This is a genomic window from Streptomyces sp. NPDC060209, from assembly GCF_042728155.1.
Lineage (GTDB): Bacteria > Actinomycetota > Actinomycetes > Streptomycetales > Streptomycetaceae > Streptomyces.
Map to the genome: position 1 here is coordinate 1 of NZ_JBHWZS010000083.1, position 21417 is coordinate 21417.

Annotated in this window: 24 protein-coding genes, 1 pseudogene and 1 riboswitch; of the genes and pseudogenes, 10 read left to right on the top strand and 15 right to left on the bottom strand. The window is 71.9% G+C overall.

Annotated elements, in window-relative coordinates:
- Positions 1 to 48 precede the first annotated feature (48 nt).
- From ACFWFI_RS17945 to ACFWFI_RS17960, 4 genes are all read right to left on the bottom strand, one after another.
- Complete coding sequence (locus ACFWFI_RS17945; RefSeq protein ID WP_387390831.1) at positions 49 to 1092, bottom strand: zinc-dependent alcohol dehydrogenase family protein; 1044 nt, start codon at positions 1090 to 1092, stop codon at positions 49 to 51.
- A 21-nt stretch (positions 1093 to 1113) separates the two neighbouring features.
- Complete coding sequence (locus ACFWFI_RS17950; protein ID WP_387390834.1) at positions 1114 to 1794, bottom strand: lysoplasmalogenase; 681 nt, start codon at positions 1792 to 1794, stop codon at positions 1114 to 1116.
- The gene (locus tag ACFWFI_RS17955) at positions 1791 to 2693 is read right to left on the bottom strand and encodes a sterol desaturase family protein (protein ID WP_387390836.1); all 903 of its coding nucleotides are present in this window, start codon (positions 2691 to 2693) and stop codon (positions 1791 to 1793) included. Before ACFWFI_RS17955 ends, ACFWFI_RS17950 begins: the two co-directional genes overlap by 4 nt.
- 286 nt (positions 2694 to 2979) lie before the next feature.
- Positions 2980 to 3699 carry a VIT1/CCC1 transporter family protein gene (locus tag ACFWFI_RS17960; RefSeq protein WP_387390838.1) on the bottom strand — a complete coding sequence of 240 codons (720 nt, stop codon included), beginning with the start codon at positions 3697 to 3699 and terminating at the stop codon, positions 2980 to 2982.
- A gap of 142 nt (positions 3700 to 3841) precedes the next feature.
- Here ACFWFI_RS17960 and ACFWFI_RS17965 point away from each other — a divergent pair, with 142 nt between their 5' ends.
- From ACFWFI_RS17965 to ACFWFI_RS17985, 5 genes are all read left to right on the top strand, one after another.
- Positions 3842 to 4849 (top strand): DEDDh family exonuclease, encoded by a 1008-nt coding sequence (locus ACFWFI_RS17965; RefSeq protein ID WP_387390840.1) that lies wholly within the window; start codon positions 3842 to 3844, stop codon positions 4847 to 4849.
- A gap of 63 nt (positions 4850 to 4912) precedes the next feature.
- Positions 4913 to 5146 (top strand): hypothetical protein, encoded by a 234-nt coding sequence (locus ACFWFI_RS17970; RefSeq protein WP_073747930.1) that lies wholly within the window; start codon positions 4913 to 4915, stop codon positions 5144 to 5146.
- A 68-nt stretch (positions 5147 to 5214) separates the two neighbouring features.
- Positions 5215 to 6009, top strand: coding sequence for an SURF1 family cytochrome oxidase biogenesis protein (locus ACFWFI_RS17975; protein WP_387390841.1), 795 nt, complete (start codon positions 5215 to 5217; stop codon positions 6007 to 6009).
- A 73-nt stretch (positions 6010 to 6082) separates the two neighbouring features.
- Positions 6083 to 7876 (top strand): glycoside hydrolase family 15 protein, encoded by a 1794-nt coding sequence (locus ACFWFI_RS17980; protein WP_387390843.1) that lies wholly within the window; start codon positions 6083 to 6085, stop codon positions 7874 to 7876.
- 4 nt (positions 7877 to 7880) lie between these two features.
- Complete coding sequence (locus ACFWFI_RS17985; RefSeq protein ID WP_387390849.1) at positions 7881 to 8636, top strand: SDR family oxidoreductase; 756 nt, start codon at positions 7881 to 7883, stop codon at positions 8634 to 8636.
- Between the two features lie 23 nt (positions 8637 to 8659).
- On the opposite strand, the gene amaP is transcribed toward ACFWFI_RS17985, so the two are convergent.
- The 5 genes from amaP to ACFWFI_RS18010 are packed head-to-tail and all read right to left on the bottom strand — an operon-like array spanning position 8660 to position 10993.
- Positions 8660 to 9238, bottom strand: coding sequence for an alkaline shock response membrane anchor protein AmaP (gene amaP, locus ACFWFI_RS17990; RefSeq protein WP_387390852.1), 579 nt, complete (start codon positions 9236 to 9238; stop codon positions 8660 to 8662).
- 4 nt (positions 9239 to 9242) lie between these two features.
- A complete protein-coding gene (locus tag ACFWFI_RS17995) occupies positions 9243 to 9929 on the bottom strand; it encodes a DUF6286 domain-containing protein (RefSeq protein ID WP_387390855.1) in 687 nt (228 codons plus the stop codon).
- Positions 9926 to 10279: an Asp23/Gls24 family envelope stress response protein gene (locus ACFWFI_RS18000; protein ID WP_387390857.1), complete on the bottom strand. Its 354-nt coding sequence runs from the start codon at positions 10277 to 10279 to the stop codon at positions 9926 to 9928. The genes ACFWFI_RS17995 and ACFWFI_RS18000 overlap by 4 nt, the downstream gene beginning before the upstream one ends.
- A complete protein-coding gene (locus ACFWFI_RS18005; protein ID WP_030920082.1) occupies positions 10276 to 10467 on the bottom strand; it encodes a hypothetical protein in 192 nt (63 codons plus the stop codon). Before ACFWFI_RS18005 ends, ACFWFI_RS18000 begins: the two co-directional genes overlap by 4 nt.
- A 34-nt stretch (positions 10468 to 10501) precedes the next feature.
- Positions 10502 to 10993, bottom strand: a complete 492-nt coding sequence (locus tag ACFWFI_RS18010) for an Asp23/Gls24 family envelope stress response protein (protein WP_387390859.1) — start codon at positions 10991 to 10993, stop codon at positions 10502 to 10504.
- 93 nt (positions 10994 to 11086) lie between these two features.
- Between ACFWFI_RS18010 and ACFWFI_RS18015 the strand changes: the two genes are divergently transcribed.
- On the top strand, positions 11087 to 11782 hold the full coding sequence (locus ACFWFI_RS18015; RefSeq protein WP_387390861.1) for a hypothetical protein: 696 nt from the start codon (positions 11087 to 11089) through the stop codon (positions 11780 to 11782).
- A 53-nt stretch (positions 11783 to 11835) separates the two neighbouring features.
- Here the strand turns inward: ACFWFI_RS18015 and ACFWFI_RS18020 are convergent, their stop codons facing one another.
- The 3 genes from ACFWFI_RS18020 to ACFWFI_RS18030 form a co-directional block, all read right to left on the bottom strand.
- Complete coding sequence (locus ACFWFI_RS18020; RefSeq protein ID WP_387390863.1) at positions 11836 to 12627, bottom strand: enoyl-CoA hydratase/isomerase family protein; 792 nt, start codon at positions 12625 to 12627, stop codon at positions 11836 to 11838.
- A 149-nt stretch (positions 12628 to 12776) separates the two neighbouring features.
- Complete coding sequence (locus tag ACFWFI_RS18025) at positions 12777 to 12998, bottom strand: helix-turn-helix domain-containing protein (RefSeq protein ID WP_018518904.1); 222 nt, start codon at positions 12996 to 12998, stop codon at positions 12777 to 12779.
- A 359-nt stretch (positions 12999 to 13357) separates the two neighbouring features.
- On the bottom strand, positions 13358 to 14956 hold the full coding sequence (locus ACFWFI_RS18030) for an ABC-F family ATP-binding cassette domain-containing protein (protein WP_387390867.1): 1599 nt from the start codon (positions 14954 to 14956) through the stop codon (positions 13358 to 13360).
- Positions 14957 to 15229: 273 nt separating this feature from the next.
- Here ACFWFI_RS18030 and ACFWFI_RS18035 point away from each other — a divergent pair.
- Both ACFWFI_RS18035 and ACFWFI_RS18040 read left to right on the top strand, forming a co-directional pair.
- Positions 15230 to 15489, top strand: a pseudogene (locus ACFWFI_RS18035) (neutral zinc metallopeptidase); the annotation flags it as partial.
- A gap of 77 nt (positions 15490 to 15566) precedes the next feature.
- The gene (locus ACFWFI_RS18040) at positions 15567 to 15977 is read left to right on the top strand and encodes a VOC family protein (protein WP_387390869.1); all 411 of its coding nucleotides are present in this window, start codon (positions 15567 to 15569) and stop codon (positions 15975 to 15977) included.
- A gap of 30 nt (positions 15978 to 16007) precedes the next feature.
- Here the strand turns inward: ACFWFI_RS18040 and ACFWFI_RS18045 are convergent, their stop codons facing one another.
- The 3 genes from ACFWFI_RS18045 to ACFWFI_RS18055 all read right to left on the bottom strand — a co-directional run bounded on the left by ACFWFI_RS18045 (position 16008) and on the right by ACFWFI_RS18055 (position 19358).
- On the bottom strand, positions 16008 to 17306 hold the full coding sequence (locus tag ACFWFI_RS18045) for a hypothetical protein (RefSeq protein ID WP_387390895.1): 1299 nt from the start codon (positions 17304 to 17306) through the stop codon (positions 16008 to 16010).
- Between the two features lie 185 nt (positions 17307 to 17491).
- Complete coding sequence (locus ACFWFI_RS18050) at positions 17492 to 18631, bottom strand: alpha/beta hydrolase (RefSeq protein WP_387390872.1); 1140 nt, start codon at positions 18629 to 18631, stop codon at positions 17492 to 17494.
- 67 nt (positions 18632 to 18698) lie between these two features.
- Positions 18699 to 19358: a class II aldolase/adducin family protein gene (locus ACFWFI_RS18055; RefSeq protein ID WP_387390874.1), complete on the bottom strand. Its 660-nt coding sequence runs from the start codon at positions 19356 to 19358 to the stop codon at positions 18699 to 18701.
- Between the two features lie 247 nt (positions 19359 to 19605).
- Here ACFWFI_RS18055 and ACFWFI_RS18060 point away from each other — a divergent pair, with 247 nt between their 5' ends.
- Both ACFWFI_RS18060 and ACFWFI_RS18065 read left to right on the top strand, forming a co-directional pair.
- Positions 19606 to 20862, top strand: a complete 1257-nt coding sequence (locus ACFWFI_RS18060) for an inorganic phosphate transporter (RefSeq protein WP_387390877.1) — start codon at positions 19606 to 19608, stop codon at positions 20860 to 20862.
- Positions 20863 to 20874: 12 nt separating this feature from the next.
- Entirely contained in the window at positions 20875 to 21096 is a 222-nt protein-coding gene (locus ACFWFI_RS18065) for a hypothetical protein (protein WP_387390879.1), read from the top strand.
- A 150-nt stretch (positions 21097 to 21246) separates the two neighbouring features.
- A riboswitch (cobalamin riboswitch) is annotated at positions 21247 to 21376 on the top strand.
- The last annotated feature ends 41 nt before the right edge of the window (positions 21377 to 21417 follow it).

Sequence of the window (21417 nt, forward strand, 5' to 3'; positions counted from 1 at the left end):
GGACAGCTGTCCCCGGCCCCTCCCGCGTTCCGTCGGCTACGGCTACGGCTACGGCTTGATGAGGACCTTGAGCGCCGTACGCTCGTCCATCGCCTTGTAGCCGCCCGGCACCCCGTCCAGCCCGACCGACAGGTCGAAGACCGGCGACGGGTCGATCGTGCCGTCCAGCACGTCGGGGAGCAGTTCCGGGATGTACGTACGCACCGGGGCGACGCCGCCCCGCAGGGCGATGTTCCGGTCGAACATGACGCCGAGGTCGACCCCGCTGCCGCTGCCGTGCGGGACTCCGACGTATCCGATGGAGCCGCCGTCGCGGACGATGCCGAGGGCCGTACGCATCGACTGCTCGGTGCCGACCGCCTCGATCACCCCGTGGGTGCCTTCGCCCCGTGTCAGCTCCCGTACGGCAGCGAGGGCCGCCTCGCCGCGCTCGGCGACGACGTCCGTGGCGCCGAACGCGCGGGCGATGTCGGTGCGGGCCTGGTGGCGGCCCAGTGCGATGATCCGCTCGGCGCCGAGCCGCTTGGCCGCCATGACGCCGCACAGGCCCACCGCGCCGTCACCGACGACCGCCACGGTGCTGCCGGGCTTCACGCCCGCGCCGAGCGCGGCGTGGTGTCCGGTGCCCAGGACGTCGGAGAGCGCCAGGAGCGCGGTGAGCAGCCGGTCGTCGGAAGCGGCGGCGGCCGGGAGCCTGACGAGGGTGCCGTCGGCGAACGGGACGCGGACGGCCTCGCCCTGGCCGCCGTCGGAACCGACCGATCCCCAGAAGCCTCCCTGGGGGCAGGAGGTGGTGAGCCCTTCGGCGCAGTAGGTGCAGGTGCCGTCGGACCAGACGAACGGGGCCACCACGAGGTCGCCGACGGCGAAGCCGTTGACCCCGGAGCCCGCCTCCTCCACGACGCCGAGGAATTCGTGGCCGATGCGCTGACCGGGCTGGCGGGCCGATTCGCCGCGGTAGGCCCACAGGTCACTGCCGCAGATGCAGGCCCGCAGGACCCGCAGGACCACGTCGGTGGGCTGCTGGACCGTGGCGTCGGGCACCTCCTCCACACGGATGTCGTGGGGGGCATGGATCACTGTGGCGCGCATGCGTGGGAGTCCTCGTCCGTCTCAGATTCTGATACTCCCCTCACGGTACGCCCCAGGGGCGGCGCCGGCGGAATCCGCGGGGCCGCCGAGCGCCCCCCACGTGAGCAGGTACTGCGCGGCCAGGTAGGTCAGCATGATCCAGAAGCCGTGGGCGGGCAGTTGCGGCCAGTCCGCGATGCCGGTGGCGATGAGCGCGTCGGAGAGCAGGAAGAGCGCGCCGCCGAGTGCCGCGTACCTGCCGAGGGCGCCGGCCCGCCAGGCCATCGCGGTCAGGAGCAGGCTGTAGCCGGTCAGCGGAATCCGCAGCTCGCCCGGCAGACCGGGCCACAGGAGCACGACGAAGGTCACGAGGACGGCGGCGTACGCGAGGCCGGCCGACGGGGAGACGCGGGCACGTCCGAAGAGCCACAGGTAGCAGACGTGGCCGACGGCGAAGGAACCCATCCCGGCGAGGAAGGCCGCATCCGCGTCGGGCATCAGCAGCACGTCCCCGCCCCAGCCGAACAGCAGCGCCGCGATGAGGAGACGGGGGCCGCCCCGCGCGGCGGCGTAGGCGGCGAGCAGGGGCATCAGCAGGGGCTTGGTGACCAGGTGGACGGTGTCGGCTCCGGCCAGGAGCCCCGCCAGGTGGACGGCGGAGACGGCGAGGAAGACCGCGAGCAGCGGGCGCACGAGCCGGGGCGCACCGGCACGGGGGGTCATCCGGCCTGCTCGGTGGCGGCGCGCGGCTGCACGGGCGCGGTCGGGGCGGTGGCGGCGTCCGCGGTGCGCGACGGCTGCCAGCCCGGCCCCCGGAAGACCCGGCCCGCCCGCTCGCCCCAGGTGGTGGCCGCCCGTACGTCGCGGGCGATCGCGGCGTACTCGTGGGTGGCGACGCGGAGCGGGTTGTGGGTGGCGATGTTCTTGGTGAGGCCGAAGACGGGACGCTCGGTCTCGGCGGTGAAGGAGCCGAAGAGCCGGTCCCAGACGATCAGGATCCCGCCGAAGTTCCGGTCGAGGTATCCGCCCTGGGAGGCGTGGTGGACCCGGTGGTGCGAGGGGGTGTTGAGGACGTATTCGAAGGGCCGGGGCAGCTTGTCGATCCGTTCGGTGTGCACCCAGAACTGGTAGACGAGGTTCGCCGAGGAGCAGAAGGCGAGCGCGGCAGGGTGGACACCGCAGGCGATGAGCGGGACGTAGAACGGCCAGACGGTCAGGGAGGTCCAGGGCTGGCGCAGCGCCGTCGTGAGGTTGAACTTCCGGCTGGAGTGGTGGACCACGTGGCAGGCCCAGAGGATCCGGATGACGTGGTGTCCCCGGTGGGACCAGTAGTAGAAGAAGTCCTGGGCGAGCAGCATCAGCAGGACCGTCCACCACAGGACGGGGACGCGCAGCGGGGTCAGCTCGTAGACGGCCGCGTAGATCGCGACGATGGGTATCTTCCACAGCAGGTCGAAGACCAGGCTGCCGAGCCCCATGGTGACGCTGGTGGCGGCGTCCCTGGCGTCGTACCCGGCGGCCTCGTCGTCCGGGTGAAGCCGGTGGACCACCATTTCGAGGACGGTGAGCAGGACGAAGGCCGGGATCGACCACAGCACGACATCGGGCAGGTTCGGCTCCATGCGAGCACCGTAGAGCCGCCCGAGGTGCCGGGCATAGACGTTGTTACCGACAAGTATGTGAGACATGGCGTCATGAGCGTTTGGTGGGTTCTGCCAACTGCCCCGTCGCAGGATTCCCGGCACGCGCGTCGTCGAGGGGGAGGAACGCGTGTGACCGGTACGGAAGTTGCGCTGATCTCGCTGGCCACCGCGGCCCTCGGGGCGCTGCCGAGCCCCGGACCGGGCGGCCCGGAACGAGGGCGTCCGGCCCCTCCCAGGCGGATCGTGCGCAAGCACCGGGCACCCTTCACACCCCCGCCGCCCCCAGCAGCGCCCCCGCCCCGTACGTGACCGCCATGGCCACCGCTCCTCCGGCCATGTTCCGCAGCACCGCGGGCCTCGCCGCCGCCTGGCCCAGCCGGGCGCTCCACCAGCCGGTGAGCGCCAGGGCCGCGAGCACGGAGACCACCGTGACGGGCAGCCGTGCCGAGGTCGGCGGGAGCACGATCGCCAGGAGCGGCAGCAGCGCGCCGACCGTGAAGGCCAGGAAGCTCGCCCCCGCCGCGTGCCACGGGTTGGTCAGCTCGTCCGGGTCGATGCCCAGCTCGACCTCGGCGTGGGCGCGCAGCGCGTCGCGCTGCGTGAGCTGGACGGCCGCCTCCCGGGCGAGCCGGTTGCTCAGCCCCTTCTCCTCCAGCAGTCCGGTCAGCTCGGCGAGCTCTGCCTCCGGGGTCTCCTCGAGCTCCCGCTTCTCCGTCGCCAGCGCGGCCTTCTCCGAATCGCGCTGGGTGGACACCGACACGTATTCGCCGGCCGCCATCGACATGGACCCCGCGAGCAGCCCGGCCAGGCCCGCCGTCAGCAGGGTGGAACGGTCCCCGGTGGCCCCGGCCACGCCCACGACGAGGCCGGCGGTGGAGACCACCCCGTCGTTGGCGCCGAGCACCGCGGCCCGGAGCCAGTTGAGCCGGGTGCCGAGCCCGCCCCCGTGGGGTTCGTCGTGTGTCTGCGCCTGTGTGTCCGTCACCCCGGGAGCGTCTCACCGGGCCCTCTCCGGGCGCATCCCCGACCCGCGTTTCAGGTGCCGGGGTCAACTGCGCGGCACCTTGTCCGGGTTCACGGCCGAAGGTGCCCGGATAGGTCGCTGTCGGTCCCGGCCCGTATTCTCTGTGACCATGCTCGACGACCGTCAGACCGCAGCGCCGTGGCCGGCCGCGTATCCCCAGGGGTACGCGGTCGTCGACGTGGAGACCACCGGGCTCGCCCGCGACGACCGGATAATCTCCGCTGCCGTGTACCGCCTGGACGCGAGAGGTGACGTCGAGGACCACTGGTACACCCTGGTCAATCCCGAGCGGGATCCCGGCCCCGTCTGGATCCACGGGCTGACCAGCGATGTCCTGGAGGGCGCGCCGCTCTTCCCGGAGGTCGCCGAGCAGTTTTCCGAACGGCTCGCCGGACGGGTGCTCGTCGCCCACAACGCCGCGTTCGACTGGTCGATGATCGCCCGGGAGTACGCCCGTGCGGCGGTCACCGCTCCCGTCGAGCAACGACTGTGCACCATCGCGCTCGCCAAGGAGCTCCGGCTCCCCCTGCCCAACCACAAACTGGAGTCGCTCGCCGCGCACTTCGGCGTGGTGCAGCAGCACGCGCACCACGCCCTGGACGACGCCCGGGTGCTGGCCGAGGCCTTCCGGCCGAGTCTGCACGCGGCCGCCAGGGACGGGGTACGGCTGCCGCTGCTGGAGTGCCGCCCGCTCACCGAGTGGTACGACTCCCCGGTCACCCCGCGCGCCGGCTACCGGCCTTCGCAGGGTCAGGGCAGCTGGCGCCCCTCGCGCAAGCGCCCCGCGTGCCCGTATCCGAACCCCGGGCGCTACGAGTCGGACAAACCCCTCATGCAGGGCATGCGCGTGGCGTTCTCCGGCGACACCTCCGTCGACCGGGAGCTCCTGGAGGACCGTGCCGTGGAGGCGGGCCTGCATGTGGCGACCAGCGTGTCCCGGCTCACGAGCCTGCTCGTCACCAACGACCCGGACTCGGCGACGTCCAAGACGGTGAAGGCCAAGTCCTTCGGCACGCCGGTCCTGGAGGAGAGCGCCTTCACCCATCTGCTGAGGGATGTGGCACCGGCCAGGACGGTCGCCGTGCCGAAACCGTCACCGTCATCGGAGTGAACCGGCGGCGACTCGCCCGGCATCGGCTCGCCCGTCGCCCCACGGCGTCCCACCCTGTGGCGCATGGCACGTTGTGAGGTTTGCGGAAACGACTACGGGATGTCCTTCGAGGTGCACGCGCAGGGCGCTGTGCATGTCTTCGACTGCTTCTCCTGCGCCATTCACCGCATGGCGCCCATCTGTGAGCACTGCCGGGTCCAGGTCATCGGCCAGGGAGTCGAGGTCGACGGCCACTGGTACTGCGGCGGCCACTGCGCCCGCGCCGAGGGAAGGGCGGGCATCGTGGACAAAGTGTGACGGGCCGGCCCGTCCGCACGGGGGACCCTCCGTGCCGCACCCCATGACCCCGGTTGTACGGTCATGGGGTGTACCGCTTCCTGTTGACCCGGCAGTGGGTGATTCTCACCCTCCTCGTCCTCGCCATGATTCCCACGATGGTGGAGCTGGGTTTCTGGCAGCTGCACCGGCATGAACACCGGGTCGAGCAGAACGCGCTGATCACACGGAACCTCGAGTCGGCCCCGGCCCCCGTCACCCGCCTCACCTCTCCCGGGCACACGGTCCCCCGCTCCGACTACTGGCGAGCCGTGACGGCCACCGGGACGTTCGACACCGAGCACGAGGTGGTCGTACGCCGCCGCACCTCGCAGGACGAGCGCATCGGAGTACTGGTCCTGACCCCGCTGGACCTCAAGGGCGGCGGCACCGTCCTGGTCAACCGCGGATGGGTCCCGGCCGCCGCCGACCAGCAGGCATTCCCGGAGGTCCCGGCGCCGCCGCGCGGCGAGGTCACCGTCACGGGCCGGCTCAAGGCGGACGAGACGACGAGCGCCAGTGGCATCAAGGACCTGGAGGGTCTGCCGGACCGCCAGGTGATGCTGATGAACAGCTCGCAGCAGTCGCATCTGCTCGGCCGTCCCGTGCTGGGCGGGTACGTCGAGCTGACAGGTCCGGCGCCCGCCGACGGCAGCCCCGAGACGATCGCCGCCCCCGACGACAGCTCCATCGGCCCTCACATGGCCTACGCCGTGCAGTGGTGGCTCTTCGCCGCCGGGGTCCCCGTCGGCTGGGTGATTCTCGTACGCCGTGAGAAGCGCGACCGCGAAGAGGCCGCCAAGGAGAGCGAGACGGCGGAGCAGCCGGAACCGGCGACCGCCTGAGGGCCGTCACACCCGGGCTGTTCGCACCGGATTCGCTGCTTAGCGCGGCCCAGGTTCGGGAAGACGCCAGAGCGTGACCCCACGTATCGAGGACTACGCCATCATCGGCGATCTCCAGACGGCCGCCCTGGTCGGCAGGAACGGTTCTGTCGACTGGCTGTGTGTGCCCCGCTTCGACTCGGGCGCCTGCTTCGCGGCCCTGCTCGGCGACGAGGACAACGGCCACTGGCGCATCGCCCCCCAGGGCACGGACAGCACGGACAACTGCACCCGGCGCGCCTACGTGGACGACTCCCTGGTCCTGGAGACCTTCTGGGAGACCAGGACCGGGACCGTCAAGGTCATCGACTTCATGCCGCAGCGCGACAAGGCGCCCGACGTCATGCGGATCATCGAAGGCGTCAGCGGCAGCGTCGACATGAGCTCCGTCCTGCGGCTGCGGTTCGACTTCGGCTCCGTGGTGCCGTGGATGCGCCGCTCGCACGGCCACCGGGTGGCCGTCGCGGGCCCCGACTCCGTCTGGCTGCGCAGCGAGCCGCCGGTCAAGACGTGGGGTCAGCAGTTCAGCACCTGCTCCTCTTTCACGGTCGCCGAGGGCGAGTCCGTGGCGTTCGTCCTCACCTGGCACCCCTCGCACTCCCCGCGCCCGAAGCTGATCGACCCTCACAAGTCGTTGAAGCACACCCTCACCGACTGGGCGAAGTGGTCGGCACGGTGCACCTACCACGGCAGGCACAGGGAGGCGGTGCTCCGCTCACTGATCACCCTGAAGGCGCTCACCTACGCCCCCACGGGCGGGATCGTGGCGGCCCTCACGACCTCGCTGCCGGAGGAGATCGGGGGCGTACGGAACTGGGACTACCGCTACTGCTGGCTGCGGGACTCCACTCTCACCCTGGGCGCCATGATCTCGGCCGGCTATGTGGAGGAGGCCGCCGCGTGGCGGGACTGGCTGCTGCGGGCGGTGGCCGGTGACCCCGCGGACCTCCAGATCATGTACGGGCTCGCCGGCGAGCGCAGACTGCCCGAGTCGGAGCTGACGTGGCTGAGCGGCTACGAGAACTCGCTGCCGGTCCGCACGGGCAACGCGGCGGTGCGGCAGCTGCAGCTCGATGTGTACGGCGAGGTCATCGACTCGCTCAGGGTGGCCCGGGCCGCCGGGCTCGACGACAAGCCGCACGCCTGGAATCTGCAGCTCAGCCTGCTCGGCTTCCTGGAATCCTCCTGGCGCGAGCCGGACGAGGGCCTGTGGGAGGTGCGCGGGGAGCGCCGCCACTTCGTGCACTCCAAGGTGATGGCCTGGGTCGCAGCCGACCGGGCGGTGCGCACCCTGGAGGAGAACCCCGGCCTCCCCGGCGATGCCGACCGGTGGCGGGCGATGCGGGACGCCGTGCACGCGGAGGTCGTCGAGAAGGGCTACGACCCCGTACGCAACACCTTCACCCAGTACTACGGCTCCCAGGAGCTGGACGCCTCGACGCTGCTCATCGTGCGCACCGGCTTCCTGCCGCCCGAAGACCCCCGGGTGATCGGGACGGTCGACGCGGTGCGGGAGGAGCTCGCCCACGACGGCCTGATCCGCCGCTACAGCACCGAGGGCGGCTCGGTGGACGGCCTCCCCGGCGACGAGGGGGCGTTCCTCGCGTGCTCGTTCTGGCTCGTCGACGCCCTGCTGCGGACCGGCCGCAGGGACGAGGCCGAAGCGCTCTTCGACCGGCTGCTGGACCTGCGCAACGACGTGGGGCTGCTGGCCGAGGAGTACGACTCGGCTACCGGGCGCCAGCTCGGCAACTACCCGCAGGCGTTCAGCCACGTCGGTCTGGTGAACAGCGCGGTCGACCTCGCCGGTGAGGACTTGGCAGGATAGGGCCATGGATCTTGGACTGAAGGACCGTGTGTACATCGTCACCGGGGCGACCCGGGGGCTGGGCAACGCCACCGCGCGTGCTCTCGCCGCCGACGGTGCGAAGGTGATCATTTCCGGCCGCGACGAGAAGAGTGCCGCCGAGGCCGCCGCCGAACTGGGCCCCGACGCGGTCGGGCTCGCCGCGGACAACGCCGACCCACTGGCCGCCCGGCGGCTTGTGGACGCCGCGAAGGAACGCTTCGGCAGGCTGGACGGCATTCTCATCAGCGTCGGCGGCCCCGCGCCGGGCTTCCTGGCCGACAACACGGACGATCAGTGGCAGTCGGCGTTCGAGTCGGTCTTCCTGGGTGCCGTACGTCTGGCCCGCACGGCGGCCGAGGCACTCGGCGAGGGCGGTGTCATCGGTTTCGTCCTGTCCGGGTCGGTGCACGAGCCGATCGCGGGTCTGACGATCTCCAACGGGCTCCGCCCCGGCCTCGCCGGTTTCGCCAAGTCGCTCGCCGACGAGCTGGGTCCGCGCGGTATCAGGGTCGTCGGGGTGCTGCCGTCCCGGATCGACACGGACCGGGTGCGCGAGCTCGACGCCCTGTCCGGCGACGCGGAGGCGTCCCGCACCGCCAACGAGGCGCGCATCCCGCTGCGCCGCTACGGCACCCCGGAGGAGTTCGGGAAGACCTCGGCCTTCCTGCTCTCCCCGGCCGCCTCCTACCTGACGGGCATCATGGTGCCCGTCGACGGCGGCGCCCGGCACGGTTTCTGACGTCCCCGCCCGGAGGCGGTCCGTCAGCTCACCCGCTCCGCGCGGTGCTTGACCGCCTTCAGCCGGACCTCGGCGGGCAGCTCGTCCAGCCCGGCCGAGGTCCGCGCGTGGGTCAGCGCCCCCTCGGAGAGGCCTCGCAGTACCAGGCCCGGGGCCGCGTGCGGCTCCATCAGCAGCCGGACCCGGGCGCGGGGGGCGGTACGCCGGCCGGTCAGCGCGACCTTGGCGTCGGACACCCCGTCCAGGGCGCCCGCCTCGTCGCCGAGCACACCCTCCAGCGCCTTTCCGCGCAGCAGCGCGCCCTCGCCGTCGCCGCTGTCGACCAGCACCTCGGCGAGGCGCCCGCGGCGCAGCTGGGCGAGGAGCCACCACAGCGCGAGGACCACCAGGACGGCGAGGACCGCGATGACGGTGGGCCACCACCAGCCCTCGTCCCGCCACCTGGTCCGGTCGGCCTTGCTGAGCAGCACGTCGTCCGTGCCGTCGTAGGGCCACCAGGAGGGCACGGACAGGCCGAGCCCCGTCGCGAGGACGGCGCCGCCGACGACGACGAGGATCAGCCCTGCCAGGCCGAGCAGGACCCGGTTGACGGTCTTGATCACGGGGTCACCCCTTCTTCGCCGGCCGGCGCACGTGCACGGAGAGGCCGGGCGGCTTCGCCAGGCTGAGTTCGCTGATGGCCGTGGACAGGACGGTGTCCAGGTCGGCCCTGACGTCGTCGAGCTCACGGAAGTGCGAGAGGGCCCGCACGGTCGCCTTGTGACGGCTCATCTTCACCCGCACGGACTGCACACCGGCCACTTCCACGGCCCGGTCACGCAGGACCAGGGCGGCGGCGGTCCGGTCGAGTCCGGCCCTCACACCGGCGTGCCGGCGGCTCATGGGGAGCAGGGCGCGCAGTCCGGGGGTGAGGGCCAGGAGGAGCAGCCAGAGGCCGAGTGCGGCCGCCAGCGCGGATCCCGCGAGGACCCATACGTCGTCGAGGTGACGGCTCGCCAGGTCATCGGCGACGGAGCGCCGCCACTGCATGGCCGGGTGGTCGGCCCGCACCGCCGCGATGTCGTAGAGCAGGAGTCCGGCGCCGCCGAGGACGATCAGGGCGACCAGGGCCGCGGGGATCCTGCGCCCTGACCAGAAGCGGCCCGCCCTGCCGCCCGGCTCCTCCGGCGGGTCGGCGGGTTCGTAGCTCGATCCCGACGCGGACTGGTCCATCTCGAGCACACCGCCCGGTGCCGCCTGTTCGACGGTGGGCAGGCGCTGCGTGCTGTTCTCCGGGTCCTGGGGCTCGGTCATCGGATGCTCCCCTCCCGCGCGGTGCCCGCTCCCGACGGATGCAGCCGTTCGACCTGGACCGCCACCTCGGGCACCTCCATCCCCGCCAGTGCTCTTACCCGCTCGGCCACACGACGACGCACCGACCCGCACTGCCGGCCGATGTCGCAGGGGTAGGCGAGGTCGAGGCTGACCCTCACCCGTGCGGTGTCGTTGTGCACGGTGACGGTGGCGCGCGGTGCGGCGGCGTCCTCGGGCCGCTCGTCGACGGCCTCCTTCGCCGCCTGCGCGGCGATCTTCGCGACGACCCGGTCGGCGATCCGGGTCTGCCCGCGCTCCGCGGCGTCGACCCGGCCTGTTCCCCCCTTCACCGTCGTCGGTCGCCGCGCTCGCGACTCCGGAAGAAGTCGCCGGGTTCCAGGTCACCGTCCAGGAAGCGGCCGGCGATGAAGCCGACCGCGCCCAGCGCGGCCACCAGCAGAAAGGCCCCGAACCCGCCGAAGTACCCGGCGAAACCGAGCGCCATGCCGGCCACCAGGCCGACCACAGCCATGCTCATCGTGTGCTCTCCTCAACTGCCGCGCGTGGGAGGTCTACTGGACGCGTGTCTCGGACTCGTCCTCGTCGTCCTCCTCGTCGGGCAGCTTGACGTCGCTCACGGCGATGTTGACCTCGACGACTTCCAGGCCGGTCATCCGCTCGACCGCCGCGATGACGTTCTCGCGCACGTCGCGGGCCACCTCGCCGATCGCCACGCCGTAGTCGACGACGATCTCCAGATCGAGCGCGGTCTGCGATTCGCCGACCTCGGCCTTGACGCCGCGGGTCACCGACTTGCCGCCGGGAACGCGGTCACGCACCGCCCCGAAGGTCCGGGAGAGGCCGCTGCCCATCGCGTGGACCCCGACGACGTCCCGTGCCGCCATTCCGGCGATCTTCTCGACCACACCGTCGGCGATGGTGGTGCGTCCGCGCGTCGCGGGTGCTCCCCCGCCACGCTTGGTGAGCTGGTTCTGCCTGCCGTCGTCCCCGCCGGACACACTGCCGGGGCTGTCGGGCCGGTTCCGCTGTGGGCTTTCGGTCATCGCCGCTCTTCCCTTCGGGGCGGGTTGGACTTCCGTGGCCCACAGTAAGTGCGCTTGCCCGGTCCCGCGCCGTGGATGGGGCAGGGTGGAGCAATGACAACGGCTGACAGCCCGCACAGGGCCGACGGATGGACCGCTGCGGTACGCCAACGGCTCGGCCTGGGCAGATTGCTCCCTCTGGGCGGCCCCGCCGACTGTTCCTGGATCGCCGAACGGGCCGCCGCGGCGGTGCTGCGGGACGCCGCGGCCGGGTCGGGGGCCGTTCTGGGGACGCTCAGGATCGCCCCGGCCGACCCGGACCACGCCCCGGAGCCGGTGGTACCTGGGCCTCCCAGCGCGCTGCCGCCCGGCCCGCTGCGGATCGAGGCAGGCTTCTCCGCGACGGCGCGGCGGCCGCTGCACGCCACGGCGGACGCGTTGCGCGCGGCTCTGCTGACGGCGGCGGCCCAGCGGCTCGGCCTGGTGGTCGACGAGGTGGACCTCAGGGTGACGGAGCTGCTGGAGGAGGAGCCCGAGCCGGCAACGGAGCCTCCTGCCGACGTCCGTGCGGTGGAACCGGACGGGGCCGCCGGGACCGCTGCGGCCGGGGTCCCGGGCGTCGTCTCGCTGACGCGGGTGCTGGGCAGCGCCGTTCAGCACACGGACGGTCATGTCCGGGTGGAGCTCGCGACGGCCGGGGACCACCGGGCGCTCGATGTCGCGCAGGCGGTGCGCGGGGCGGTGGCCGACGCGGTGGAGGGTCCTGCGACGGTCGCCGTGCTGGTCACGGCCGTCGTGGACCGGGACTGACGCTGCCCCTCACCGGACGGCGAGGGGCAGGGTCGTGCCGGGGTTCCGCCTGTTCAGTCGGCGAGGCCGGCGAGGTCGCGCAGGCGGCGGCCCTGGGCGGCCCGCTCGGCGGTGCGCTGCTCCTCGTACGAACGCGAAAGGGCGCCGCTCAGCAGCGCCTTGGTCTCGACGACCGCGTCGCGCGGGGCGGCGAGCAGGGCCGCGGCCAGGTCATGCCCTGCCGCGTCGAGCTGGTCGGCGGGGACCACGAGGTTGGCGAGACCGGTGCGCTCGGCCTCCTCGGCGTGCACGATGCGCCCGGTGGCGCAGATCTCGAGCGCGCGGGCGTATCCCACGAGGTTCACCAGGGGGTGGGTGCCCGTGAGGTCGGGAACGAGGCCGAGGCTGGTCTCGCGCATGGCGAACTGCACGTCCTCGGCGACGATCCGCAGATCGCAGGCGAGGGCGAGCTGGAAGCCGGCACCGATCGCGTGCCCCTGTACGGCCGCGATCGACACGATGTCGTTGCGGCGCCACCAGGTGAACGCCTCCTGGTACTCGGCGATGGTCGCGTCGAGCTCGGCCTCCGAGCCGCGCGCCATGTCGATGAAGGACGGCTCGCCGTCGAATCCTTCGGGTGCGAATGCCTGCCGGTCGAGTCCCGCGGAGAAGGACTTGCCCTCGCCACGCAGCACGACGACCCGCACGCTGCCGGGGAGTGCCCGTCCGGCCTCTGTCAACGCCCGCCACAGAGCGGGAGACTGAGCGTTGCGCTTGGCCGGGTTGGTGAGCGTCACCGTGGCAACCGCGTCATCGACGGTGAGCCGTACGCCGTCCTTGTCGAGCACAGAGTCGAGCGAGGTCATGGAACGCCTCCGGATCAGGTGCAGTCAGCACTTACTGGCAAGTACTGAACAGTAACCACCCGGACGACCTGATGGTCGGCCGGGTGGTATCCCGGTGTTCCGGTGAGTCCCGGGGCCGGCCTGGACCGGCCCGTGACCGCTGCCCGCCGTCAGGCCGTAGCGGCCTTCTTGCCTCGAGTCGCTCCGCCGCGTCCCCGCAGCGTGACTCCGGACTCGCTGAGCATCCGGTGAACGAATCCGTAGGAGCGGCCGGTTTCCTCGGCCAGCGCCCGGATGCTCGCACCGGAGTCGTACTTCTTCTTCAGGTCTGCCGCGAGCTTGTCGCGCGCGGCGCCGGTTACCCGGCTGCCCTTCTTCAGAGTCTCGGCCACCCGTGCCTCCTCAAGGAAGTGCGCTCTGGACTCTCATGATCACCCCTCCTGCGCTTCCTGGCCACCCATTCGGCAAGGTCCGTACGACCGGATTCCGCGCCCCGAAGCGGTCCGACACAAGCGGAATCAGGCATTCTCAAGGGCCCTCGGCGCCTTGCGGGACGGGCCGCGGGAAAAACGGCCAGGTCAGGGCCGTACGAGGAGAGGTGGCCGGAAATGAGTGCGCCCGGCAGCTATCTGCCGGGCGCCGCGCCGGGGTATGAGACCCGCTCACTCAGATGATGGATCAACGATGGGCCGAATGATCCAGACGTGTTGGATCACCGGGCTCCGGAGCGGAAACCAGGAGCCCTCGCCGGTCAGGCCAGGGAGACCAGGTCCCGGTAGTCCGCACCCCAGAGGTCCTCGACACCGTCGGGCAGGAGGATGATCCGCTCCGGCTGGAGCGCCTCGACCGCGCCCTCGTCGTGGGTGACGAGGACGACGGCGCCCTTGTAGGTGCGCAGGGCCCCGAGGATCTCCTCACGGCTGGCCGGGTCGAGGTTGTTCGTCGGCTCGTCGAGCAGCAGCACGTTGGCGGAGGAGACGACGAGCGTCGCCAGGGCGAGCCGGGTCTTCTCACCGCCGGACAGCACTCCGGCGGGCTTGTCCACGTCGTCACCGGAGAAGAGGAAGGAACCGAGCGTCTTGCGGACCTCGACGAGATCGAGGTCCGGAGCCGCGGTACGCATGTTCTCCAGGACCGTGCGCTCCGGGTCCAGCGTCTCGTGCTCCTGGGCGTAGTAGCCGAGCTTGAGGCCGTGGCCCTCGATGATCTGACCGGTGTCGGCCTTCTCGGCGCCGCCGAGGAGTCGCAGCAGGGTGGTCTTGCCCGCGCCGTTGAGGCCGAGGATGACGACGCGTGAGCCCTTGTCGATGGCGAGGTCGACGTCGGTGAAGATCTCCAGCGACCCGTAGGACTTGGAGAGGCCCTCGGCCATCAGCGGGGTCTTGCCGCACGGGGACGGCTCGGGGAAGCGCAGCTTCGCCACCTTGTCGGAGACCCGCACGGCCTCCAGCCCCGAGAGCAGGCGCTCGGCCCGCTTGGCCATGTTCTGCGCGGCCACGGTCTTGGTCGCCTTGGCGCGCATCTTGTCGGCCTGGGAGTTCAGGGACGCGGCCTTCTTCTCGGCGTTCTGGCGCTCGCGCTTGCGGCGCTTCTCGTCGGCCTCGCGCTGCTGCTGGTAGAGCTTCCAGCCCATGTTGTAGATGTCGATCTGCGCGCGGTTGGCGTCGAGGTAGAACACCTTGTTGACCACCGTCTCGACGAGCTCGACATCGTGGGAGATCACGATGAAGCCGCCGCGGTAGGTCTTGAGGTAGTCGCGCAGCCAGACGATCGAGTCCGCGTCGAGGTGGTTGGTGGGCTCGTCGAGGAGCAGGGTGTCGGCGTCCGAGAACAGGATGCGGGCGAGCTCGACACGGCGGCGCTGACCACCGGAGAGGGTGTGCAGGGGCTGGCCGAGCACCCGGTCGGGCAGGCTGAGCGCGGCGGCGATGGTGGCGGCCTCAGCCTCGGCTGCGTATCCGCCCTTGGTGAGGAACTCCGTCTCCAGGCGCTCGTACCGCTTCATCGCCTTCTCGCGGGTGGCGCCCTTGCCGTTCGCCATCCGCTCCTCGTTCTCCCGCATCTTGCGCAGGATCTCGTCGAGCCCGCGGGCCGAGAGGATGCGGTCGCGGGCCAGCACGTCGAGGTCGCCGGTGCGCGGGTCCTGCGGGAGGTAGCCGACCTCACCGCTGTTGGTGATGGTCCCACCGGCCGGCGTCCCCTCACCCGCCAGGCACTTGGTGAGGGTGGTCTTGCCCGCGCCGTTGCGCCCGACCAGGCCGATGCGGTCGCCCTTGGCGATGCGGAAGGAGGCGGACTCGATGAGGATGCGGGCGCCGGCGCGCAGCTCGATGCCGGTAGCGGTGATCACGGAAATACTCCAGGGCGGTATGGACGGCGGAGGGACAGCGGACTCACGACTCGACGCCGTCTAATGCACAAGGAGAATTGCCATGGGACTCAGTCTACTGGCGGTGTCCACCTGCTTTTCCGCATGCTCCCGGACCGCCACCGCGTCACCCGGTACCTCACATGATCGGGCATACCGCAGTGAACCGGCCGACCGTCGGCGCAGGGCGGCACACGCACCGTGGGGCGGCCGGAGCAGAGAGTGGTGGCGCGTGCGGTTCGACGACGACGCCGCTTCTCCGGGGTCCGGGCGAACCATGCGGCGACCACGGCGGCCGAGTCGGGGCGCGGCCCCTGGTCACGGAGCTGGCCGAGGCGGACATCCAGGACGGTCCCGACACGGCGTCGACCGTCGGCGACGACCGGATCCAGGAGAAGTTCCGGGGGCGCGTGAATCCCGAGTCCTGGACGCACGGCTCGTCCGCACAGCGCGGGCGGTGGTTCACCACGGGCTTCCGCACCGGGGACCCGAGCAGGTGCGACACCTTCGGCTGACGTTGTCGGCGGCCGGTGGAAGACTGAGACAGAGATCACACCGGAACGGTGCGTGTGAGCAGGAGAGGGTGAGCGTGATGGCAGGCACGGACGGCGTACCCACGATCTTTCCGACGATTCTGTACGACGACGCGAAGGCGGCGATCAGGGTGCTGACCCAGGCCCTGGGGTTCACCGAGGAAGCGGTGTACGAGGGAGAGAACGGCAGTGTGCTCCACGCCGAGCTGTCCTGCGGCAACGGCAGGGTGATGCTCGGTTCCAAGGGGGGCGAGGGTGTCTTCGCCAAGGCGATGGCCGGCGCCGGGCCCGCCGGGGTGTACGTGGTGGTGGACGAGGTGGACGCCCACCACGCGCGGGCGGTGGAGCACGGCGTGGAGATCCTGATGCCGCCCACCGATCAGGACTACGGTTCGCGCGACTACATGGCGCGGGACGCCGAGGGCAACGTCTGGAGCTTCGGGACGTACGCCCCGGGGTCCTCGGGCTGACCGCCCCCGGGGCTGCGAGAACTCTCGCGGTCACACCCCGCCGGTGTGCACCTGGAAGGCTGCGCGGCGTACGGCTTTGGCGAGGGCCGGGTCCGGGTGGGCTGCGGCCAGGGCGACCAGCACCTGGACGGTCCGCGGGTGTCCGACGGCCCGCACCTCGTCCAGGAGCGCCGGGACCGTGCCCTGGACGGCGGAGTCGAGATGGCGGACCAGCAGCCCGGTCTCGCCGTGGTCGGCCACGGCCGCGGCGGTGTCGACCCAGAGCCAGGTGGCTTCCTCACGGCTGAGGACGTCCTGGGCGTCGTCCGGGTCGGTGCCCTCGTACTCGGCGAGCCACAGCAGCGCGTACGGACGCAGCGGCGCTTCGGTGACGACGGAGCGGACGACGGGCTCGGCGGGGGCGCCGACGACGCGCAGGGCCTCGAAGGCGAGGCCGCGCAGCAGGGCGTCCTCACCGCGGGCGACGGCCAGCAGTTCGGCCACGGCGCTGCCGACGGGCCGCGCGGCGAGCCAGGCCCGGTATTCGGCGCGGGCCGGGCCGGGAGTGAGCCGTGCGCAGCCGAGCAGCATGTCGGCGGCGGACTGCTCGATGTTGCCGGCGGGGCTCTGGGCGGCGACGCAGATCTGCTCCAGCTTGACCCAGACCGCCCAGTTGCCCAGCGGAGTGAGGGTGGCGTGGCCGGTACCGAGCGTGAGGGCACCGACGGAGGCGAGGCCCTCGAGGGCCCAGTCGAGCAGCAGCGCGTTCAGGTCGGCGGGCCGCCCGCCGGCGGGGGCGGGCTGCTCCTGCGGCCCGTACGGCACCTCGCACCGCTCCTCGTGGAGTTCCGCGACGCGCTGTCCGAGCAGGTCGAGGAGTGCGGGCACGGTGACGGGGCCCGCCGAGAGCTGGAGGAGGGACAGCACCTGGGGTACGGCCTCGATGGCCTCCGCCACCGCGGTGGCCTCGATGCCGTCGGGTGAGGCGTGGACGAGCGACCAGGCGTCGAAGAGCGCCACCCAGCCGCGGAGCACGGCGGACTCGTCGCGGTCCCAGGCGCGCAGCCGCCAGCCGGGGCGGGCGGTGTCGCCGTGCAGCTCGATGAGTCCGGCCAGCCTGGCCCGGTCCCAGCCGGCCCTGACCTGGGCCGGGGACAGTTCGAGCGCGGCGGCGGCCCGCTCCAGGGCCTGGGCGGCGAGCGGGGCGGTGCCCGTGCTCGTCCCGTCCGCGGCCCAGTGGGCGATCCGTACGGCGTCGGCCAGTACGGCCCTGGCCTGGCGTGCCAGTTCGGCCGGGGGCGGTGTGCCCTCGGGTGGGCGGGGGGCCGGCCTGGTGCGCCGGGTCGTCACGGCCTTACGGGCGGTCGCCTGGGGTCGCGGGCGGACAAGTCGCAGCCTGGAGTCGCGCGGGGTACGGGACGTCACGAGGAGCAGTCTTGCCTCTGACGGGCCGAAAGCCCAAACGGAAGCCGTGTCACCGGGGTTCGGAGGGCTGCCGGAGCGGGGCACCAACCGGGCGCTTCCGGCCCATCAGCTCACATCAGGGGCGTGAGGAAGCGGCGGAGCGCCTCCTCGTATCCCGCCGGGTCGGCATTCCACATCGCCGCATGCGGAGCCTGCGGTACGGAGTGCAGGGTCACCAGGTCAGGTCGGCGGGCGACGAGTTCCCGGGACTGCTGCCAGGAGGCCAGGGTGTCGTCGGGGCCGTGGAAGACGAGCGCGGGGACGTGCAGGGCCGTCGGCACCGAGGTGTCCAGGAGCCGGGCTCCGTGCAGTCCGGTCTGGCCCTGGGCGGCCCGGACGGCGAGGGGCAGCAGCGCGGAGGGGACGCCCCGGGCCGAGGCGAGAGCACGCAGGGTCGCCTTCCAGTCCAGGACCGGGGAGTCGAGGACGAGGCCGCGGATGCGATCGCGGAGGGCGGAGTTGACGGCCGCGTGCAGGGCCATCGAGGCCCCGGACGACCAGCCGTGGAGGATGACGTTCTCGGCCCCGTAGCGCACGGCGTAGCGGATGGCCGCGTCGAGGTCGCGCCACTCGGACTCGCCGAGGTGGGCGAGCCCGTCCGGGGAGCGCGGGGCGCCCGGGTCGCCGCGGTAGGCCAGGTCGAGCACGGGAAGCTGCTGGTCGTGGAGGAACCCCATCACGTTCATGGGGTGATCCCTGGTGGTGCCGAGACCGTGCACGGTGATCACCCAGGTGTCGCGTGCTCCGGGCACGAACCAGGCGGGCAGGGCACCGAGTTCTCCGGGGACCTCCACCTCCTTGTACGCGAGTCCGAGGGCGGCGAGCGGGTCGCCGCGGTGGAGCTCCGGGGTGAGGCGCACCCTGGCACCCGGTTTCAGGCTGCCGAGGGTCACGCGTTCCAGCCGGCGTACGACGGTGTCGGCGGAGGCCGCGGCGTTACCGGGCAGCTGTTCGATCACCGGGCCGGCCACCGCGTGGACGCCGCGGCCGGCCAGTCCGTACGTACCGGGGCGCAGCGCGGAGAACGAGCGGGTCAGGGTGATCTGCCCTGCCGCGGTGGCGTGCACGGTGAGACGCCGGTCGGCCGGGAAGGGACGTGGCGAGGGCGCCCCGAGGGCGGCGTCGCTGGCGTAGCGTCCGGCGGCGACCGCTGCCGCGCCGGCGCCGAGGATCGAGGTGGCGGCCACTGCTGCCGCTGTTGCCGGGCGCACGGCTCCAGTGTCCTGGGCCAGGGCGCCGACTGCCAGTGGGCGTCGGCCGTACGGTGCGGCGCCGGGCTCAGCCGGGCTGGCCGTACCCCTCCAGGGCGTCCTGCACGTCGCGCAGCTGGGCCGGGGTGAGGAGGGTCGGCCGGTGGCCGGGCACGGAGCTCGCGGTGAGCCAGAGCCTGCACATCCATTCGAGCTGGGCGGTGCGGTCGTAGGCCTGGTCGAGGGAGTTCCCGTAGGTGACGGTGCCGTGGTTCTGCAGCAGGCAGCCGGTGCGGTCGCGCAGGGCGGCCAGCATGTTGTCGGCGAGCTCCTGGGTCCCGTAGCGCGCGTAGGCGGCGGTGCGGACGGGGCCGCCGAGCACGGCGGCGGCGTAGTGGACGAGGGGCACCTCGGCGACGAGGGTGGAGACGGCCGTCGCGTGCACGGCGTGGGTGTGGACGACGGCCGCGGCGTCGGTGCCGCGGTAGACGGCCAGGTGGAGCGGGAGCTCGCTGGTCGGGACCAGGTCGCCCAGGACCTGTCGCCCTTCGAGGTCGACGCCGACCGCGTCCCTTGGCCCGAGCCGGTCGTAGGGCACCCCGCTGGGGGTGACCAGGACGACTCCGCCGACCCGGGCCGACACATTGCCCGAGGTGCCGACGACCAGCCCGTCCGCCGCCGTCCGCCGTGCCGTCGCGACGACGCCGTCCCACGCCTGTCGGATCGCGTCCTTGTCCATGTCACTCATGCGGGGATCCTAGAGTCACGTGACCGATGTCTCCCCAACGGGGCATATCGGTCGTGACCGGGACCACCCGCGCGGGGCGGCGGCCGGGCGCCGCACCGGCGGCGGCGGTCCGCCCCACTCCTCGCGCACACAAGCGGAACCCGCGTACGCGATTGGGGTCACCATGCCGCCCTGCCCAGTTCATCTTCCGTTCACCCTGGTTGCTTACGTTCCACGTGCCAATGACGTCGAACGATTGCCTGGGTAAATGGAACACATCACGCTGCTGCTCGCGATCGTGATCGTGACAGCTCTCGTGTTCGATTTCACGAACGGTTTCCACGACACCGCCAACGCGATGGCAACCACCATCTCGACCGGCGCTCTCAAGCCCAAGACAGCGGTGGCCATGTCCGCCGTTCTCAACCTCGTCGGCGCGTTCCTGTCGGTGGAGGTCGCCAAGACGATCTCCGGCGGGATCATCAATGAGAACGGCCTCAGAACCGAGGTCATTTTCGCCGCGCTCGTCGGCGCCATCCTGTGGAATCTGCTGACCTGGCTGGTCGGCCTGCCCTCCAGTTCCTCCCACGCACTCTTCGGCGGCCTCATCGGCGCCGCGGTGATGTCGGCCGGCTGGTCCTCGATAAACGGCGGCACCGTGGTCACGAAGGTCCTGCTGCCCGCGATCGCCGCGCCCGTGGTGGCCGGTATCGCCGCGCTGCTGGCCACGAAGCTGACGTACCGCCTCAACCGGAAGATCACCGACGAGGCCCAGCTCAAGTCGACCGCCAAGGGCTACCGCGCCGGCCAGATCGCCTCGGCCGGTCTCGTCTCGCTCGCCCACGGCACCAACGACGCGCAGAAGACCATGGGCATCATCACCCTGGCCCTGGTCACCGGCGGCGTCCTCTCCCCCGGCTCCAACCCGCCGGTCTGGGTCATCGCCTCCGCCGGTATCGCCATCGCGATGGGCACCTACCTCGGCGGCTGGCGCATCATCCGCACCATGGGCAGCGGCCTCACCGATCTGCGTCCGCCGCAGGGCTTCGCGGCCCAGACGAGCGCGGCCACGGTCATCCTGGCCTCCTCGCACCTCGGCTTCTCCCTCTCGACCACCCAGTCCTGCTCCGGTGCCGTGATGGGCGCGGGCCTCGGACGCAAGGGGGGCGTGGTCCGCTGGTCCACCGCCACCCGGATGTTCGTCGCCTGGGGTCTGACGCTGCCCGCCGCCGGTCTGATGGGCGCAGGCGCCGAGTTCCTGACCAAGCAGGGCCCCTGGGGCGTCGCGGTGGTCGCAGTACTCCTCGTCGCGGGCTCCGGCGCCATCTGGCTGCTGTCGCGCCGCAAGCCTGTCGACCACACGAATGTCAACGCGACCGCGGACGAGCCCGCGGGCGTCGTCACGACCGCCATCGCGGCCGTCAGCCCGCCGCCCGCGGGCATGAGTGTGCCGGACCTCAAGACCACCATCCACGCCCCGGCCACGACGGCCGAGACCCCGGCCGACCGACCGGCCACGGTGTAAGGACAGATCCGCATGAACATCGACTGGGCAGCTCTCGCTTCCGTCTTCGGCGTCAGCCTCGTGATCACCGTCGCACTGGTCGGCCTCTTCACCCTCGGCATCACCGGCCTCGCCAAGCAGACATCGACGGCGCAGGGCGGCGGTGCCGGTGCCCTGGCGCGCACCGGCGCGTACGCCTGCTTCGCGCTGTGCGCGGCGGCGGTCGCGTACGGGATCTATCTGATCGTCGCCTGACCCGCCGGGCGGACACGCATCGGGCCGGACACACCGCGTGTGTGTCCGGCCCGATGTGCGTCTCAGCACACTGAAGCCTCGCAGGTCAACGGCAGGTTGACGGGCCTTCACGGGGCGTGGTGGACTGCCGGAGCCATTTACGGCGACAGGAGAGGAAGCCGGTGCGAATCCGGCGCGGTCCCGCCACTGTCACCGGGGAGCAGCCTCCACACGGAAGTCACGGTCCGCCACCGCGGACTGGAAGGCCGGAGGAACTGCGGATCCGGAAGCCAGGAGACTCTCGTCGCCGGTCACGTCGAACCAGGGCGCGGACCCTGAGTG

Coding starts and splice junctions, on each gene's coding strand:
- ACFWFI_RS17945 (WP_387390831.1), bottom strand. CDS start 1,092: ATGCGCGCCACAGTGATCCATGCCCCCCACGACATCCGTGTGGAGGAG.
- ACFWFI_RS17950 (WP_387390834.1), bottom strand. CDS start 1,794: ATGACCCCCCGTGCCGGTGCGCCCCGGCTCGTGCGCCCGCTGCTCGCG.
- ACFWFI_RS17955 (WP_387390836.1), bottom strand. CDS start 2,693: ATGGAGCCGAACCTGCCCGATGTCGTGCTGTGGTCGATCCCGGCCTTC.
- ACFWFI_RS17970 (WP_073747930.1), top strand. CDS start 4,913: ATGGCACGTTGTGAGGTTTGCGGAAACGACTACGGGATGTCCTTCGAG.
- ACFWFI_RS17985 (WP_387390849.1), top strand. CDS start 7,881: ATGGATCTTGGACTGAAGGACCGTGTGTACATCGTCACCGGGGCGACC.
- ACFWFI_RS17995 (WP_387390855.1), bottom strand. CDS start 9,929: ATGACCGAGCCCCAGGACCCGGAGAACAGCACGCAGCGCCTGCCCACC.
- ACFWFI_RS18005 (WP_030920082.1), bottom strand. CDS start 10,467: ATGAGCATGGCTGTGGTCGGCCTGGTGGCCGGCATGGCGCTCGGTTTC.
- ACFWFI_RS18010 (WP_387390859.1), bottom strand. CDS start 10,993: ATGACCGAAAGCCCACAGCGGAACCGGCCCGACAGCCCCGGCAGTGTG.
- ACFWFI_RS18015 (WP_387390861.1), top strand. CDS start 11,087: ATGACAACGGCTGACAGCCCGCACAGGGCCGACGGATGGACCGCTGCG.
- ACFWFI_RS18020 (WP_387390863.1), bottom strand. CDS start 12,627: ATGACCTCGCTCGACTCTGTGCTCGACAAGGACGGCGTACGGCTCACC.
- ACFWFI_RS18040 (WP_387390869.1), top strand. CDS start 15,567: ATGGCAGGCACGGACGGCGTACCCACGATCTTTCCGACGATTCTGTAC.
- ACFWFI_RS18055 (WP_387390874.1), bottom strand. CDS start 19,358: ATGAGTGACATGGACAAGGACGCGATCCGACAGGCGTGGGACGGCGTC.
- ACFWFI_RS18060 (WP_387390877.1), top strand. CDS start 19,606: ATGGAACACATCACGCTGCTGCTCGCGATCGTGATCGTGACAGCTCTC.
- ACFWFI_RS18065 (WP_387390879.1), top strand. CDS start 20,875: ATGAACATCGACTGGGCAGCTCTCGCTTCCGTCTTCGGCGTCAGCCTC.